Raw genomic sequence first — 13715 nt, 5'->3', positions numbered from 1 at the left:
AGCTTAGCAAAGGAGGGAAAAACACATGGCATACCAAAAGTTGGGCCGCGATTCCAGTGCGCGTAAAGCGTTGTTCCGTGACCTGGTAACCGACCTTTTCTTATATGAGCGCATTCAAACGACTGAAGCCAAAGCGAAAGAAGTTCGTTCGATCGCTGAGAAGTTGATCACAAAAGCAAAAAAAGGTGATCTTCACGCTCGTCGTCAAGTAGCTGCATTCGTGCGTCGTGAAACAGTAGACGGTGAACAAGATGCAATCCAAAAATTGTTCTCCGAAATCGCTCCTCGCTACGTAGAGCGTCCAGGCGGATACACTCGTATCCTGAAACTGGGACCTCGTCGTGGTGACGCAGCTCCAATGGTTTACTTGGAACTGGTAGATCGCGCGTAATATAGCTTTGTTCCATTGAAGTGACTGTAGTTATGTATGCCCGGCTCTGTAGATGTTTATTCTTGGAGCCATGAACGGGAAGTGGTGCGAGATATAGTCGATCATCTGGTTCGACTCGTCTCGACTACTCCATGGGCAACAATAACGGGGACCTTCTAGTCATGTGGCTGACTCGAAGGGTTCGGCTTAACATGATGAAAAGGAGCTCCTATGGGGCTCTTTTTTTGATGGATGTAGAATGTATAAGTTATCAGCGAAGCTGATGACATTCTATAAGCGAAAGAAACTTCCGCTATACTCAGGAGGTCAGCAATGCGTAATCTTCTGATGAAGGTCAGTTACGATGGTACCGATTATAACGGCTTTCAGACCCAGCCCGGTGGCCACACGATTCAGGACTATTTGGAGGAAGCGATCCGCCGTTTGTCTGGTGAACAGCTCAAGATTACGGCTTCAGGCCGGACAGATGCTGGGGTGCATGCTCGTGCCCAAGTATTCAATTTCTACACAGCTTCTCCAATTCCCGTTGAGCGTTGGTGTATGGCATTAAACACCTGGCTGCCGGAAGATATCGTGGTTTCGGATGCGATGGAGGTACCCATGGAATTCCATTCCCGGCACGCAGCGAAACGCAAAACCTATCGTTTTACCATCAATGCTAACCAATATCCGGATCTATTCAATCGGCGGTACCAGATCCATCATCATGGGAAACTGGATATCGCAGCCATGGAGCAGGGACTTTCTCATCTGATCGGAACGCATGACTATACAACGTTTGCGTCACGGAAGTCAACGAAGCCGTCTCACGTTCGTACTATTTTTGATGCCTGGATCGAGAAGGATACGTCTATGTGCCGTCCCGGCACGAGAGATCAAGGAGTCATTCATACGTACGTATCCGGGAACGGGTTTCTGCAGCATATGGTTCGGATCATTATGGGGACGTTGATTGAGGTAGGAGAAGGCAAGCGCCATCCGGATGACATGTTGGTCATATTGGAAGCCAAAAACCGGGCAGCAGCCGGCCCGACAGCCATGGGCAAGGGCCTGATGTTATGGGAAGTGGAGTATGATATCGCCGGAAAGGACTAACCCAATGCCCGTCGATATCAGACCACGGATAAGGCGATCACATAAAGAAGAAGAAATCACTTCTGGATGTGATGGGCCACTTGTTTGAATTACACGCATGGTGTAAGGTGGAAAACCAAAAAACACTTGCGGAAGTGGGCGTAATCCTGTATTATATAAGTTGTGTTTTCTTAACGGCTCTCCCACAGCCCCGGTTAAGAAAATGCCGAATGCAAGACTGCAACACCATGACAATGCTTTAAACATGAATGAAGATAAATAATGAAAATTAATGATGATTTTCGGACGAATACAAGGAGGAACTATACATGCGTACCACCTATATGGCGAAGCCAAATGAAGTTGAGCGCAAATGGTACATCGTTGATGCCGAAGGCAAGACGCTTGGCCGTTTGGCAAGTGAAGTTGCGGCTCTGATCCGCGGCAAACATAAGCCTCAATTCACTCCACATGTTGACACAGGGGATTTCGTGGTTGTTATCAACGCCGAGAAAATCCACCTCACTGGCAAAAAGATGGAGAACAAAAAATACTATCGTCACTCCCTGCATCCAGGTGGATTGAAAGTAACTACAGCTCAAGACCTGATTGCGAAATACCCAGAGCGTGTAATCGAAAGCGCGGTTCACGGCATGCTTCCTAAAACTCGCATGGGCGAGAAAATGAAGCTGAGACTGAAAGCATATGCAGGCACTGCACATCCACATGAAGCACAAAAACCAGAAGCTTACGAACTTCGCGGTTAATTATAAAGGAGGACAGTTTCATGGCACAAGTACAATACTATGGGACAGGTCGTCGTAAACACTCGGTAGCACGTGTACGCCTCGTACCGGGTGAAGGACGCATTGTCATCAATAAACGTGATATTAATGAATACTTCGGTTTGGAAACACTCAAGCTGATCGTTAAACAACCTTTGAATCTGACAGAAACACTGGGCAAATATGACGTGCTTGTCATCGCTCACGGTGGCGGCATCTCCGGTCAAGCTGGAGCAATCCGTCACGGTATCTCCCGTGCTCTTCTGAAAGCAGATCCAGAATTCCGTCCTTCTCTGAAAAGAGCTGGATTCCTGACTCGCGACCCTCGTATGAAAGAGCGTAAGAAATACGGTCTTAAAGCAGCTCGTCGCGCGCCTCAGTTCTCCAAACGTTAATATTTGCGACTTACCAAGCCCTTGGCCATTATGGTCAAGGGCTTTTTTATGTTTAGAGAAAGCGGTTGTCCACAAAGATATTCACAGGATGGACAATTCACTCCGATTTCGTTGGCCAAATCTAGAACCGGTTGTTCACATGATGTGCACAACCTGCGAATAGATGGATGTAGATAGGGATGATCTTACATCGTTAATCACTTGACTTGATATGTAAATAGAGATATATTATTAATTGCGAATTAATTAAGTACTTAAATAATTAATATTTAATCATTAATTAAATAAGTAATTTTCGGACCAGAGAAGGGGGGGATATGGTTGGATCGCAATGAAGAGATTTTCAAGGTGTCGTCGATGTTCCGGGCACTGCTGAAGAACATTCATCAGGAATGGAACAAGTCGAGCGCCGGGAAGTACAACTTAAGCTTTCCACAATTTCAGGTGCTGTATGTATTAAAGCTGCGAGGGCCACTGAAGGTATCGGAGCTTGCCGAAGCTTTGTCTTTAACACCGCCGGCTATAACCGGTCTAACGGATAAATTGGTTGCGGAAGGATACTTGCAAAAAGAGCGTGCAGAGGATGACCGGAGAGTTGTCAACATCACACTCTTGGAACCGGGTCTAGATGTAATTAGGAAAGTGAAGAAGGATCAGAAGGAAATGATTCAGGGGTTTTTCAATTTTCTCTCTGAGGAAGACATTCAGCATTTGAGAAGAATCTTCTCCTTGATGCTGTCAAACATAGATAAAGACAATCACAACAACGGGTAGAGGTGGAGCATGGAGCATTTAACGCTTAAACGTAAAGTTTCAATTATGATTGCGATCATGGCTGCGATGTTCTTCGCAGCCATTAACCAGACGATAACGAGCACCGCAATGCCGCGGATTATCGCCATTCTTGATGGCATGGATTATTATACATGGACCATCAATATTTATTTGTTAACATCAACGATCGCAACGATATTGGTAGGTAAGCTGTCCGACATGTTCGGGCGTAAGCCGTTTATTTTGATAGGTATATTATTTTTTATGTTAGGGGCTTTCCTGACGGGTACATCAACAGACGTGTATCAATTCATTATTTATCGCGGTATTCAAGGTATAGGTGCCGGTATTATTCAATCAACCGCATTTATGTCGGTCGGGGACTTATTTCCACCGCGCGAACGTGGCAAATGGATGGGTCTGATGACCGCGGTATTCGGTTTTTCCAGTGTACTTGGCCCTACACTTGGCGGATATCTGGTCGATAACATCGAATGGCGTTGGTTATTCTGGATCTTCCTGCCGCTGGGTGTAGTAGCCTTTATCATGATTTGGACGTTGTTTCCGAAGGTTGAACGCAAGCCTGGCCAGTCCATTGACTATTTGGGTTCCTTATTCCTTACAACGTCCATCGTTCCTTTACTGCTGGCCTTTTCTTGGGCTGGTACGGAATATGCTTGGGGATCACCGCAGATTATTGGTCTCATCGCAGCTTCAGTCGTATCGGCTTTTATCTTTATCTTGGTAGAGATGAAGGCGAAGGAGCCGGTATTGCCACTTAGTTTGTTCAAAAATAGTGTCGTTACGGTTTCTAATCTGATTGGATTTTTTATGAACTTTGGTCTGATGGGTGCCATGATTTATATTTCCTTCTATGTTCAAGGTGTGCTTGGCATCTCACCAACCTATGCCGGTTATGTAACCATCCCGATGTCGATTTTCATGATGGGTACGAGTGCTATAGCAGGTCAACTCATCGCTAAAAGCGGTAAGTACAAACGGTACGCACTTCTTGGAGTTCCCATTATGATGGTCGGTATGGGCATTATGGTGTTCATGGACAACATTTGGCTTACGGTAGTTAGTACCATTATTTTTGGTATCGGTCTTGGTTTGGGTATGCCGGTATTCTCGCTGGCTACGCAGAATGCGGTACCCCACAATGAACTCGGTGTAGCAACGGCATCATCCCAGTTGTTCCGTAATCTCGGCGGCACAATCGGGATCGCGGTTATGGGAACGGTTATGTCGAATAATCTGACGAAGAATTTGAAGGAAGCACTTCAGTCGACGAATGCACCGGATTTTAGCACGGTGGATCCACAGCTGGCACAGCAGATGTTGTCCTTCGCTAATCCGCAGACACTGATGAATAAACCGCTGATCGAACAAACGCAGGCAAGTCTTCCTGCCGATGTACAGCCTTTGTTCGCGCAAATGATCGACAGTATCCGCGATGCACTTGGAGATACATTGTCCATGGTGTTCCTCACAGGTACGTTAGTCCTCGTAGTCGCGCTGCTGCTTGTGTTCTTCTTAAAGGAGATTCCGCTGCGAACGACGAATCAGGCATCCGCTCCCAAATCCGACGACTCGGAAGGGAAGAGTGCCAGTGCTGGTACTAGAGCTAAAGAGGTATCGGTGGCAACAACAGACTAAGATTGGTATTTGTCAAAATGTTTGGAAATCGAAGAGAAAGAAGACCCTTTCTGCTTATGCAGGAAGGGTTTTTTCGTTTATCATGGTAACGATTTGATGTTGACATTTATTAGGAATGTTTTATACTGTATTTAATTCATATTATTTCAGTAGGATTATCGGGATTAATATCGGGGGAGGCATCCAATCATGAATTTGCTGGAGAAAGAGGATTTGATTCGAGTGCAAGCAGAAGAGCTTGAGCATGCATCGGCTGAGGAAGTCATCGCATATGCGATCAAGACATTTCCCAATATAACGTTTGCTTGCAGCTTTGGAGCAGAAGATGTGGTATTGGTGGACATGATTCAAAAGATTAGCCCGTCGACGGATATTTTTTATCTGGATACCGATTTTCACTTCAAGGAAACGTACGAAACGCGGGATCGTATGGCCGAACGTTATGGCCTGGAATTCGTGCGGGTCTCTCCGCTCATTACGCCGGAAGAGCAAGCGGCACAGTATGGTGAATCATTATGGAGCGTCAGCCCGAATGAGTGCTGCAACATCCGAAAGGTAGAGCCATTGACCCGGATTCTGTCTCAGTATGAGGCTTGGATTACAGGGATACGAAGAGATCAAGCCCCTACCCGGGCGAATTCGAAGAAGATTGAATATGATACCAAGTTCGGTTTGGTGAAGTTCAATCCGATCGCGGCATGGACTAGCGAGGATGTGTGGAACTATATCCGAACTAATGAGATCATCTACAACCCGCTGCATGATCAGAATTATCCGAGCATTGGCTGCGAATATTGCACACGACAGGTCATGCCAGGAGAAGACCCACGTGCTGGACGCTGGTCAGGTCATGAGAAGACGGAATGCGGACTTCATAAATAAACGAATCATGATGTACTTAGGATCGTACAGTTACAGCATAAGAAGGAGGAATTATTCATGACAGCCATACTCCCTCATGGCGGTACGCTGGTACAGCGGGTAGCCCAAGGAGCAGAGCGTGAAGATTTATTGAAACAGGTCGACACTCTTCATAAGATCCCCGTAAACGCTTGGAGCATCTCGGATCTGGATTTGATCGGGGTCGGGGCATTTTCGCCACTGCAAGGATTTTTGAACGAGCAGGATTACAAGTCTGTGGTTTCCTCTATGCGTTTAGCGGACGGTACGGTCTGGAGCATACCGGTTACCCTGGCTGTTGATGAGGATACAGCGGCTAAACTTGCCGTCGGCGAGAAGGCGGCCCTTGTAGGCGAAGAAGATGGGGTCGTCTACGGCGTTATCGATGTAGAGAGCGTCTATCAGGTGGATCAGCAAGCTGAGGCTGTTCAAGTATTTAAGACGGATGATCCGGAGCATCCCGGCGTGAAGAAACTTTTCGAACGTCCTTCAATCTATGTAGGCGGGCCGATCCAAGTGCTGAATCGTCCGCAGCCGGAACGGTTTGGCGAGTTTTATTTTGATCCGGCAGAGACCCGGGAACAGTTCAAAGCGAAGGGCTGGAATACAGTTGTAGGCTTTCAGACACGTAATCCGGTTCACCGTGCACATGAATACATTCAGAAGAGTGCCATGGAAATCGTAGACGCACTATTCCTCAATCCGCTTGTAGGAGAGACCAAATCGGATGACGTTCCTGCCAATGTGCGAATGAAGAGCTATCTGACCTTGCTGGAGAACTACTATCCAGCGGATCGCACCTTCCTGGGCGTATTTCCGGCTGCCATGCGTTATGCGGGGCCTAGAGAAGCTATATTCCATGCAATGGTCCGTAAAAACTATGGCTGTACCCATTTTATCGTTGGCCGGGATCACGCAGGAGTCGGTGACTATTACGGCACGTATGAGGCTCAGGAAATTTTCAAGAATTTCACTGCAGAAGAGTTGGGTATTACCCCGCTGTTCTTTGAGCACAGCTTCTTCTGCACCACTTGCGGAAACATGGCTTCAAGCAAAACATGCCCTCATCCTAAGGAGGCTCATCTGACCTTGTCGGGAACGAAGGTTCGTGGCTTGCTTCGCGAAGGACAGTGCCCGCCACCGGAATTTACGCGCCCTGAAGTCGCGCAAGTGTTAATCGAAGGCATGAAAGAGCAGATTACGGTCTAACCAAGGCATAAATAGCCACCTTGTCCCATATGATGGAGTAGAACAACTCATGGGACGAGGTGGTTTTGTTATGTCCAGGCGGAGATCGGACAAGGTTACGGTATGGATATCGCTAAAGAGAGTCAAGCAAACCCTGATTGGAGCTGCGCTGCTGGCACTGCTCATTGTCGTTGTAACATACGAAATCCCCTCTGCCAAAACGTCGAATACCTGGAGTTTGCCGCTTGCCGGCAAAGTCATTGCCCTTGATGCAGGACATGGCGGGCCAGATGGCGGGGCGGTAAGCCGACAAGGCGTCATCGAGAAGGATGTAAACCTGGCCATCACCTTGTATTTGCGTGATTATTTACAGCAGGCAGGCGCACTCGTCATTATGACAAGAGAAGGAGACTATGACCTGGCTGCAGAAAGCACAAAGGGGTATTCCAAGCGTAAAACGGAAGACCTCAAGCAACGCGTTCGGATGATCGAGGAGAGTAAGGCGGATCTGTTTATCAGCATGCATCTGAACAGCATTCCGTCCAATCGGTGGAGAGGGGCGCAGACCTTTTTCCCTCCAAATAACGGGGAAAGTCAAAAACTCGCTGAATTGATTCAGGCAGAAATACGGCATAACCTGGAGAATACGCAGCGTTTGGCCAAAACGGATGATAAGATATTTTTGCTTCAAGCCCTGCGCATGCCTTCTGCCTTGGTAGAGGTCGGTTTCTTGTCCCATCCGGAGGAATCCGAATTGCTGCGTGATGAGAAATACCAGAGAAAGGTCGCAGCCTCTGTGTATAATGGCATTTTGCGATATACGTCCGGAGAGTCCGCCAGCGAGTCGTCACAAGCTGCAGAGTAATGGTATAATGGACAGGAATATCGAAACATTGTCTATTCCATTACATAGAGCAGAGGTGCTTATATGCTGACTAGAGAAACGGTACAGGAGATACTCCAGCCTTTACGCGATCCCGAAACCGGGAAGAGCTTAATGGAGCTCCAGCGTATTCGAGATATTGTTGTGAAGGAACGCACGGTCCGATTATCCGTGACTTACAGCAGTGAAGATGTACGCGCTTCCTTGGAGGCGCAGATCAGAGAAATTCTTGAAGCTATGGGGGCAGAGGATATACATATCCGCATGCGCCCTCTGGACAATGCCGTTAGCGGAGCAGCCCGGGAGGAAGATAACGATCGCGAGAAGCTGACAAAAGGACATGCCGCCGGCATGGAGCAGAATATGCTTCTTAGCGAGCAATCCGGCGTTCATTTCATTGCGATTGCAAGCGGCAAAGGCGGCGTGGGTAAATCCACCGTTACGGTGAATTTAGCTGCAGCTTTGGCTCGGCAAGGCAAGAAGGTAGGCTTGATTGATGCCGATATTTATGGCTTCAGCGTACCGGATATGATGGGCATTGAAGAGGGGCCGTCCGTAACCGAGGAGGGTGTCATCCATCCGGTTGAGCGTTTTGGTGTCAAGGTGATGTCCATGGGCTTCTTCATCCGCGAGAATAGTCCGGTGATTTGGCGCGGACCGATGCTTGGCAAAATGCTGCGTCAATTTTTCACGGATGTCGCTTGGGGGGATTTGGACTACATGCTGCTGGACCTGCCGCCAGGGACAGGGGACGTGGCGCTGGACGTGCATCAGATGATTCCGCAGAGCAAAGAGATCATCGTAACCACCCCGCATGCTACGGCGGCGTTTGTAGCTGCCAGAGCGGGTGCCATGGCCCTGCAGACCGATCATGAAATCTTAGGCGTCGTCGAGAACATGTCTTATTATGTCTGCTCCCATGGCGGGGAGAAGGATTATGTATTTGGTCGTGGAGGCGGAGGGAAGCTTGCAGAAACGCTTCATACCGAGCTGCTCGCGCAGCTTCCGTTGGGAGCGCCGGATAACCACCCTTCAGAGCCGGACTTCTCCCCGTCGGTGTATAAGGCAGGTACCGAGAGCGCAGGGATCTACGATGAAATCGCCGCAAGGATTGCAGGCAAGCTTGAGGAATCCATCTAGATGGTCAATAAGCATATAATGAAACAGGCTCCCTAGTTAGGGAGCCTGTTAATGTTTATGGGAGAGATGGGGAAGTGCTGCTTAACTGCCGCCGCCTTCACCGCCGCCTTCTTCTCCTTCACCGCCGCCTTCACCGCCACCTTCACCACCGCCGCCGCCTTGCTCTTCTTGTCCTTGTCCTTCTTTTTTCTTCTCCACTTTAGGCTGAAGTTCGTCTTTTACAACCGTTTTAAGCAGTTCCAGCACCTCCATGCGGAACAGCGGGTTCTGCATAGCTTCCTGCATCACGGTCATGGACTGTTTGCGATAATCCGGGGTATTGGTCAGTTCAAGAAACGATTTCATCACGTCCGGAGATTTTAACATATCTTGAATCGCTTTTTGATAGGTTGGGTCTTTGATGAGCTGCATATGCAGCTGCTTGCTCTCGGAATTGATGGCTTTGGCAAAATCACCCGCGAATTGCGGATCGGTCATAATCTTCTCAATTTCCTTCTTATATTCCTCCGATACCAGTGTATCCTTAACGGCCATGCGAATTTGATCCCCGGACTGGGCGGACATCATCCGCATCCCCATGGATCCGCCGCTTCCGGAGGAACCGCCAGATCCACCGCCCAGCGCTTCCTCTACCGCTTTTTTACCTTCGTCGGTTTTCAGAATGTCGACCACCATGGACTTGATTTCTTTATATCCGAGCTGCGGGGACGAGCTTTGTTCTGCACCACAAGCGGTAAGCACCACGGCAGCAACGAAGACGATAATACATAAACGAAATAACGGCCACTTCATTACCGTTGTCCTCCTTTTTAAGATCTTTGAATTTATAAGCGAAGCCGAACAAATTCGATAATCGCAAGAAAAACATCCGCAGCATTATAGGTAGGTCCTCTGGTGAAGTACGCTCGATCGATGTTTTTCTTACGGTTCTTCGCATAGTATGTGATGGATTTGCAGAAATATGTCGGATTCAGAATGGTTTTTTATTGTGAACGTTGGTAAAATAATGATCTGTGGGGGTGGAAGTTAGTTGAGCTTACGAAAGTGGTCTAAATTGTTTTTGAAAACGCTGCTCGTCGGGGCAGTGGCGGCATTAATTGTAGGTTTGATCCTGCAGTTGTTTAATGGCGCGATCGAATTTACGGGAATGGCCGATTTATTGATATACCCGCTGATTTTGTTGGGCTCCGGGGCACTGGTGAGCGTATACTCCCAGATGGGCTTTTTTGCGTACCTGACTTTAAATTATATGGGGATAGGCATATTCCGCCGAAAGACTTGGCAGTACATTCAGATTGTGTTGGCTGTTCTAGCATTGCTGGAGCTAATGTTCTTCCGTACCTTTGTCGGCGGATCCACTAGCCTGCAGCAGGATTTGATTTTAGGTATTTCCATTTTGGTTATTGCCGTTGTTGTTGCTTATCTCAAAGTGAAGAGCACGAATGCTAATGCATGGATTCCGACCCTCTTCTTCATGATGGCGATTTCCATTGTGGAGATTATCGGTGTACTGCAAATTGGAGTCAGCAACGCCACGATCTTTATGGTGGTACCATTGCTAATCTGTAATGCATACCAAATTCTGACGCTTCATAAAGTTACACAAGACGAAAAAAAGAGCTAACACCTTAGCTCTTTTTTTGTTAAACATTATTCAATTACAGGATTCAATTACAGGGTTCCTCTCGAGCGTTTAAAGTCCGCCTGCATCCTCGATGCTCTTCTGCAATGAAGCGTGATCACGAACCTCGGTGCCTTGGGCGCTGCCCTGTTGAAGCAGATCTGTTACCGTAACGAACTCGTAGCCTTTATTACGCAGTTCCTTGATGATGAGAGGGAGAGCTTCATGTGTTTGCTTCACGGAGTCGCTGGCATGCATCAGCACGATGTCTCCCGGATGTGCTTTGGAGACGACGCGGTCCACAATTTTGTCGACGCCGATATTCTTCCAGTCCCTGGAGTCGGTATCCCACTGGATCACCGTGTAGTTAAGGCTCTGGGCTATGCCGAGCACTCTTTTGTCAAAATCCCCGTTAGGCATTCGTATTAATTTGGGTTCTTGTCCGGTCATTGCGGTTAAAATAGTATGTGCCGAAGAAATCTGCTTGCGTATTTCCTCATCGGTGAGCGTGCTGTAATTATCGTGCTTGAAGCCGTGGCTCCCGATTTCATATCCGCTTTCCTTAATGGCATTCACGATATCGGGATGTGTTTTGCTCCATGGCGCAGACAGGAAGAAGGTTGCTTTTTGAACTCCATTGTCTTTTAAGGCCTGTAAAATAGGCTCTGCGCGTTTTTCGCCCCAGCTGATGTCAAACGTTAAAGCGATCTGTTTCTTATCCGTAGACACGCTGTAAATCGCTGACGGGTTGTTCTCGGAGAAGACCGAGATGTTGTCACTCTCCACATAAATAACGCCGATTGCAAAGATCGCCGCGGCAAGGACGAAGAAAAACCGCTTAATCTTTCTGCCGTTGAATACATAAAAAGAATTCATAATACGTGCGCCCCTCTCCCTTCAGTGTGCAATAGCTTGTTTACTTTCAACATATGCTCGTACTTGCGAGTTATACCAATTTAGGAGGTAGCGAATGTTACGTTTTAGCATTTTTCTCAGAGATTTAAGATCGATCCGGAAGGCATTGCTCTTGGCAGCGGTCTTATTTATCGCCGGAATCGTGGCGGGAGCAAGTTCAGAGGGGTTCGAGCAATTCCTTCTAGGTCAGCTTCAAGGATTAGGGGAGATTAGCCAGCAGCTCGGTTCCTCCGATCATCCCGAATGGAATTTCTTTGTCTTTATCTTTCTTAACAACAGCATTAAGAGCGTGCTGGTCATGTTCTCAGGCTTGCTGCTCGGCGTAATACCGTTCTTCTTCCTGGTCATTAATGGCATGGTGATAGGTTTCTTGCTGAAGGTTGTGGGGGAGAGCGGAGAGAGTCTGTTTGATCTGATTGTGAAAGGGCTGCTGCCACATGGGATCATTGAGATACCGGTCATTGTGATTGCCTGCGGGTATGGCCTGGCTTTTGGCGGGCTGGTATTGAGAAGTATTGTGGCAACAGGGGAGCGCAGAAGCGGGATAGGCGCGGAGTGGCGCGGGTTTTGGCGCAAGCTGGGTACTGCATCCTTATGGGTTGTCGTGCTGCTGCTCATTGCGGCAGTGATCGAAAGTACAATTACGTTGTGGCTGATGTCATAATTTTCCCTGAAATTGTGCATACCTAATAAAGCAGCTTAGCAGAGTAAAGAGAGAGCTGCGTGGACAGGACGTTCATCATAATGTGCAGACAGCATTCATTCGGTTTAGAGATCCCGCCAATACGGTTAATCACCAATACATAGGCAAGAGCAGCTTTAATCCGATTGAAGTGACGTTACATGTTCACTTAACTATACAAGGAGGTCCTATCATGCTGGGAATGCTATTCAATGAAAAAGAGTGCAAAGAGCTTGATTATGTACTGCGAAAAGAACTGGATGAGATGCTGCTGGATTTGAGCGACCAACGATTGGACCAAAACATCAGGCAGGCTATTGCTAACCGATATAAAACGGTGTTCCGCATGTATGCCCGGTTTGCACCGCAGAAGGAACTCTCCAAATATGCACGTAACGGGAAGTTTCCGCAAATCAAACATTAATTTTACAAAAAAGTGTTGACTAACCGGCTAAGTATATGGTAAATTAATTTTCGCTTCCTTTTCAAAGGTGATGCCGCCAACCGGCGGCCATCAAACTTCAAAACCAACTTCAAAAAACTTTTTAAAAAAAGTACTTGCAAAGTTGATAGGAAGTATGATATATTATAAAAGTCGCCGCTGAGATGCGGATGACAAACAAGAAACACAGATTGATCTTTGAAAACTGAACAACGAGTGAGTAAAACGAACCACTTTGGTGGGACGTTGAAATAGAGAATTGAACAAATTCTCGTCAGTTAAGAAATGAGCAAGTCAAACATAGGATGGAACACCTCATCACCTTCGGGTATGAGATTCCTTCCGATCCTTATTGGAGAGTTTGATCCTGGCTCAGGACGAACGCTGGCGGCGTGCCTAATACATGCAAGTCGAGCGGACTTGATGGAGTGCTTGCACTCCTGATGGTTAGCGGCGGACGGGTGAGTAACACGTAGGCAACCTGCCCTCAAGACTGGGATAACTACCGGAAACGGTAGCTAATACCGGATAATTTATTTCACAGCATTGTGGAATAATGAAAGACGGAGCAATCTGTCACTTGGGGATGGGCCTGCGGCGCATTAGCTAGTTGGTGGGGTAACGGCCCACCAAGGCGACGATGCGTAGCCGACCTGAGAGGGTGAACGGCCACACTGGGACTGAGACACGGCCCAGACTCCTACGGGAGGCAGCAGTAGGGAATCTTCCGCAATGGGCGAAAGCCTGACGGAGCAACGCCGCGTGAGTGATGAAGGTTTTCGGATCGTAAAGCTCTGTTGCCAAGGAAGAACGTCTTCTAGAGTAACTGCTAGGAGAGTGACGGTACTTGAGAAGAAAGCCCCGGC

Annotated in this window: 15 protein-coding genes and 1 rRNA gene (1 of these 16 running past the window's edge); 14 read left to right on the top strand and 2 right to left on the bottom strand. The window is 47.7% G+C overall.

Annotation, left to right across the window (positions count from 1 at the left end):
- The first annotated feature begins 25 nt into the window (after nt 1-25).
- The 10 genes from rplQ to MKY82_RS30565 all read left to right on the top strand — a co-directional run bounded on the left by rplQ (nt 26) and on the right by MKY82_RS30565 (nt 9189).
- Entirely contained in the window at nt 26-391 is a 366-nt protein-coding gene (rplQ, locus tag MKY82_RS30610; protein ID WP_194544700.1) for a 50S ribosomal protein L17, read from the top strand.
- A 312-nt stretch (nt 392-703) separates the two neighbouring features.
- A complete protein-coding gene (gene truA / locus MKY82_RS30605; RefSeq protein WP_194544699.1) occupies nt 704-1486 on the top strand; it encodes a tRNA pseudouridine(38-40) synthase TruA in 783 nt (260 codons plus the stop codon).
- A 308-nt stretch (nt 1487-1794) separates the two neighbouring features.
- Complete coding sequence (gene rplM / locus MKY82_RS30600; protein ID WP_071221009.1) at nt 1795-2232, top strand: 50S ribosomal protein L13; 438 nt, start codon at nt 1795-1797, stop codon at nt 2230-2232.
- Nucleotides 2233-2252: 20 nt separating this feature from the next.
- Nucleotides 2253-2645 (top strand): 30S ribosomal protein S9, encoded by a 393-nt coding sequence (gene rpsI / locus MKY82_RS30595; protein ID WP_006212891.1) that lies wholly within the window; start codon nt 2253-2255, stop codon nt 2643-2645.
- Between the two features lie 321 nt (nt 2646-2966).
- Nucleotides 2967-3419 carry a MarR family transcriptional regulator gene (locus MKY82_RS30590; protein ID WP_071221008.1) on the top strand — a complete coding sequence of 151 codons (453 nt, stop codon included), beginning with the start codon at nt 2967-2969 and terminating at the stop codon, nt 3417-3419.
- A gap of 9 nt (nt 3420-3428) precedes the next feature.
- Nucleotides 3429-5078 carry an MDR family MFS transporter gene (locus MKY82_RS30585; protein WP_220683768.1) on the top strand — a complete coding sequence of 550 codons (1650 nt, stop codon included), beginning with the start codon at nt 3429-3431 and terminating at the stop codon, nt 5076-5078.
- 189 nt (nt 5079-5267) lie between these two features.
- Nucleotides 5268-5960: a phosphoadenylyl-sulfate reductase gene (locus tag MKY82_RS30580; protein WP_339294961.1), complete on the top strand. Its 693-nt coding sequence runs from the start codon at nt 5268-5270 to the stop codon at nt 5958-5960.
- Nucleotides 5961-6017: 57 nt separating this feature from the next.
- Nucleotides 6018-7187, top strand: coding sequence for a sulfate adenylyltransferase (gene sat / locus MKY82_RS30575; protein ID WP_339294960.1), 1170 nt, complete (start codon nt 6018-6020; stop codon nt 7185-7187).
- A gap of 70 nt (nt 7188-7257) precedes the next feature.
- The gene (gene cwlD, locus MKY82_RS30570) at nt 7258-8031 is read left to right on the top strand and encodes an N-acetylmuramoyl-L-alanine amidase CwlD (protein ID WP_194544695.1); all 774 of its coding nucleotides are present in this window, start codon (nt 7258-7260) and stop codon (nt 8029-8031) included.
- A 63-nt stretch (nt 8032-8094) separates the two neighbouring features.
- Complete coding sequence (locus MKY82_RS30565; RefSeq protein WP_194544694.1) at nt 8095-9189, top strand: Mrp/NBP35 family ATP-binding protein; 1095 nt, start codon at nt 8095-8097, stop codon at nt 9187-9189.
- An 81-nt stretch (nt 9190-9270) separates the two neighbouring features.
- On the opposite strand, the gene gerD is transcribed toward MKY82_RS30565, so the two are convergent.
- Nucleotides 9271-9981: a spore germination lipoprotein GerD gene (gerD, locus tag MKY82_RS30560; protein WP_194544693.1), complete on the bottom strand. Its 711-nt coding sequence runs from the start codon at nt 9979-9981 to the stop codon at nt 9271-9273.
- A 238-nt stretch (nt 9982-10219) separates the two neighbouring features.
- Between gerD and MKY82_RS30555 the strand changes: the two genes are divergently transcribed.
- Nucleotides 10220-10813 carry a KinB-signaling pathway activation protein gene (locus tag MKY82_RS30555; RefSeq protein ID WP_076326206.1) on the top strand — a complete coding sequence of 198 codons (594 nt, stop codon included), beginning with the start codon at nt 10220-10222 and terminating at the stop codon, nt 10811-10813.
- A gap of 69 nt (nt 10814-10882) precedes the next feature.
- Here the strand turns inward: MKY82_RS30555 and pdaB are convergent, their stop codons facing one another.
- A complete protein-coding gene (gene pdaB / locus MKY82_RS30550) occupies nt 10883-11686 on the bottom strand; it encodes a polysaccharide deacetylase family sporulation protein PdaB (RefSeq protein WP_071221000.1) in 804 nt (267 codons plus the stop codon).
- A gap of 94 nt (nt 11687-11780) precedes the next feature.
- Here pdaB and MKY82_RS30545 point away from each other — a divergent pair, with 94 nt between their 5' ends.
- The 3 genes from MKY82_RS30545 to MKY82_RS30535 form a co-directional block, all read left to right on the top strand.
- The gene (locus MKY82_RS30545) at nt 11781-12389 is read left to right on the top strand and encodes a stage II sporulation protein M (RefSeq protein WP_194544692.1); all 609 of its coding nucleotides are present in this window, start codon (nt 11781-11783) and stop codon (nt 12387-12389) included.
- A 211-nt stretch (nt 12390-12600) separates the two neighbouring features.
- A complete protein-coding gene (locus tag MKY82_RS30540; RefSeq protein ID WP_009592811.1) occupies nt 12601-12831 on the top strand; it encodes a hypothetical protein in 231 nt (76 codons plus the stop codon).
- Nucleotides 12832-13198: 367 nt separating this feature from the next.
- Nucleotides 13199-13715 (top strand): 16S ribosomal RNA (locus tag MKY82_RS30535); it runs 1039 nt beyond the window's last position.

This window comes from Paenibacillus sp. FSL W7-1279, assembly GCF_037969845.1.
Lineage (GTDB): Bacteria > Bacillota > Bacilli > Paenibacillales > Paenibacillaceae > Paenibacillus_AQ.
Note: the sequence above shows the minus strand (reverse complement) of the source record. Positions and strands in the feature narration are given on the sequence as shown.